The sequence below is a fragment of the Aquabacterium sp. A08 genome (assembly GCF_011742065.1).
In genome coordinates, this window is record NZ_JAAQQT010000447.1 from 1 (window position 1) to 227 (window position 227).

The 227-nt window shown below is 70.5% G+C and carries 1 protein-coding gene; it reads right to left on the reverse strand.

Features of this window, described 5'->3' with window-relative positions:
• Positions 1-227: FAD-dependent monooxygenase (locus HA630_RS27230; RefSeq protein ID WP_208299877.1), on the reverse strand; the 227-nt coding region annotated here is incomplete at both ends.

The window sequence follows — 227 nt, forward strand, 5'->3', positions numbered from 1 at the left end:
TCGGTCGGGAAATCGGCCGCCATCTTCACGTCGGCAATCAAAAAGCGGTCGCGGAAGATGCGCCCCTTGCTCTCCAGCCCCATCAGGCCACGCAGCGGCGAGCGCGAGCCGTCGCAGGCCAGCACCCAGGCGGCGTCCAGCGCGTAGTCGCCGTCGGGGGTGTGGACGGTCAGCAGCGCGCCGTCGTCGCGCGTGGCAATGCCGGTGACCTGGTGGCGCCAGCGGAT